A 2,726-nucleotide genomic window follows, 5' to 3' on the forward strand; every position below is an offset into this window, starting at 1 on the left:
GGCAAGATGTACAATCAGGCCGGACAGATCCTCAATCACAACCTCTTCTTCCTGCAGCTCCGTCCCAAGGACGAGGCCAAGAAGGCACCTACCGGCCAGCTGCTGGAGGCGATTGAGAAGGAGTGGGGTTCCTTTGAGGACTTCAAGCAGAAGTTCCAGGAGGAGGCAGCCGGGCTCTTCGGCTCCGGATGGGCATTCCTCGTCGCTGACAAGGACGGAAAGCTCAGCATCGACAAGGGCTCAAATGCCTACAATCCGATCACTAAGGATCTCTGCCCGCTGATGACCGCCGATGTCTGGGAGCATGCTTACTATGTGGACTACCGCAACGTGCGCGCAGACTTCCTCAAGGCTCTCTGGGAGATCATCGACTGGAAGACCGTCGAGGAGTGGTACGCAGAACCGGAGAAGGCTGTAAAGTGCGCCTGCAAGGCCAGTAAGGCTGAGTAAGCACTGATATCATAATATCAAGCAAAAGGGGCTGCATCGCTATTAGCGGTGCAGCCCCTCTTGTATTTCAGCCGTCAGAGTCAGTCATCCACCTTGTCCGAGATGGCACTCATAGAATCTGAGACAAAGCGATCCAGTGCCTCGCCGCGCAGCAGACCGCTCGCAAGCAGCCCCAGGTCGACCAAACGCTCGATCATCGGCTGTCCGGCCGCAAAGTCGGCATAGATGGTGCTGAGCTTCGCATCCAGCTCGTCGATGTGGGCATTGGTCTCCTTGAGGTCCTCCTCGAGAGACTTCTTCTTCGCCTCATCGGGCTTATTCTTATCGTCATAGAGCTGGCTGTCTATCTCAGACCGCCGAGCGACGTAGCCATTTCGGTCACCCATCAGTTGAGTGTAGGCATCGATCTGCTCGGAGGTTCGGAATCTCTTCAGGATCGCACCAATCAGCGGATGGTCAAGATTGAGGGTCATCATGTAGCTGTCCGGCATGGATCCATACATATCCATCCCTTGCTGCATATGCGCCATATCCTTCATGCGCCGCATATACTCATTCTGGATAACTACGATCGGCTTAGCCTCGGCACCCTGATTGGCAGTAGCAACATGGATCATCTGCTTATCATCGCCCTCAGGCACCCGACTCTGGAAGAGCTGTCTCAGGATGGACTGGTCCTCCTCGGTCATATCGACATGACCGACAGGCTTCTCATCCTTGCGTACGAGATTCTCCAGCGTGTCACTGTCGACACTGACGAAGTGGCTATCCTCCGACTTCTGCTCCAGCATCCCGATCAGGTGCATGTCGAGGGGACCATTGAGCAGGAGTACGCTGTAGCCCTTATCCTTCGCTGCACGGATATAGCTGTACTGACGATCCGGATCCTGCGCGTAGAGATGGACCACCTTCTTGTCCTTATCGGTCTGGTTGCCCTCGATCAGAGTCTTGTACTCCTCGAGTGTGTAGTACTTCTCATCGGTGTCCTTGAGAAGCAGGATCCCCTTCGCCCTCTCTGCAAATTTCTCATCCGTCAGCATACCATACTTCACGAAGAGATCGAGTGCGGACCACTTCTCCTCGTAGGCAGCACGGTCGGACTTGAAGAGCTCCGCCAGCTTGTCCGCCACCTTGCGGGTGATATAGGTCGAGATCTTCTTGACCCTGGCATCGGACTGAAGATAGCTCCGGCTGACGTTAAGCGGGATATCCGGTGAGTCGATCACACCGTGGAGGAGATTGAGGAAGTCGGGGACGATGCCCTCGACATTGTCAGTCACGTAGACCTGGTTGCAGTAAAGCGAGATGTTGCTCTTCTGCATGTCGAGATTGGACTTGATCTGAGGGAAGTACAGGATCCCGGTCAGGTTGAATGGGTAGTCAATATTGAGATGGATCCAGAAGAGCGGCGCATCGTTACCGGGGAAGAGGGTCCGATAGAACTCCTTGTAATCCTCATCAGTGAGGGAAGCGGGCTGCGTGATCCAAGTCGGGTCCGTCTCATTGATCACCCGGGGCTTTTCGGTATCGACCTGCTTGCCATCCTTCCACTCCTTCTCCTTCCCGAAGACGATCGGCACGGGGAGATAGCTGCAGTACTTCCTGAGTAGCGCCAGGATGCGATCCTCGTCGAGGAACTCCTTATCCTCCTCGGAGATGTGTAGTATGATGTCCGTCCCTCGCGATCTCTTCTCTGCCTCCTCCATCTGGTACTCAGGATTGCCCTCGCAGGACCAGAGGATACTGGGAGCCGTCTCGTCGTAGCTCTGAGTGTAGATCTCTACTTTGTCAGAAACCATAAAGGAGGAGTAGAATCCGAGACCGAAGTGCCCGATGATACTGTGCTGGTCCTCGTACTTCTTGACAAACTCTTCGGCACCGCTGATGGCGATCTCATTGATGTACTTATGGATCTCGTCGGCGGTCATTCCGATGCCGTTATCCGAGATGATGAGCTTGTCGCCATCGACCTTTACCTCCACCTGCAGGTCTCCGACCTCTCCGGAGTACTCGCCCTTAGAGACCAGAGTCTTCAGCTTCTGTACGGCATCCACGCCATTGCTGACGATCTCTCGGAGGAAGATCTCATTATCGCTGTAGAGGAACTTCTTAATGATCGGGAACATATTGTCGCTCGTCACGCCAATCTTCCCTGTCGTCTGATTTTTATCCATGATCTATGTGTATGACTTAGTCTTTCGTTCATATCTCACTAGGCAAAGTCAGTGCCAAAGAGCCAGACCGTCTGGAGTGTCAGAAACATTAGTGGTACATTT

General features: G+C 53.9%; 2 protein-coding genes. One reads left to right on the forward strand and one right to left on the reverse strand.

Annotated elements, in window-relative coordinates:
• The coding region (locus Q0F21_RS06975; protein ID WP_297238597.1) for a superoxide dismutase at nt 1-450 on the forward strand (450 nt) is incomplete at its 5' end.
• 80 nt (nt 451-530) lie between these two features.
• Here Q0F21_RS06975 and htpG read toward each other — a convergent pair.
• Nucleotides 531-2,624: a molecular chaperone HtpG gene (gene htpG, locus Q0F21_RS06980; protein WP_297238599.1), complete on the reverse strand. Its 2,094-nt coding sequence runs from the start codon at nt 2,622-2,624 to the stop codon at nt 531-533.
• Between the last annotated feature and the right edge of the window lie 102 nt (nt 2,625-2,726).

This window comes from uncultured Porphyromonas sp. (assembly GCF_934359325.1).
Lineage (GTDB): Bacteria > Bacteroidota > Bacteroidia > Bacteroidales > Porphyromonadaceae > Porphyromonas_A.

What these genes read in the sequence shown, in the direction of transcription:
- htpG (WP_297238599.1), bottom strand. Translation starts at nt 2,624, where the DNA reads ATGGATAAAAATCAGACGACAGGGAAGATTGGCGTGACGAGCGACAAT.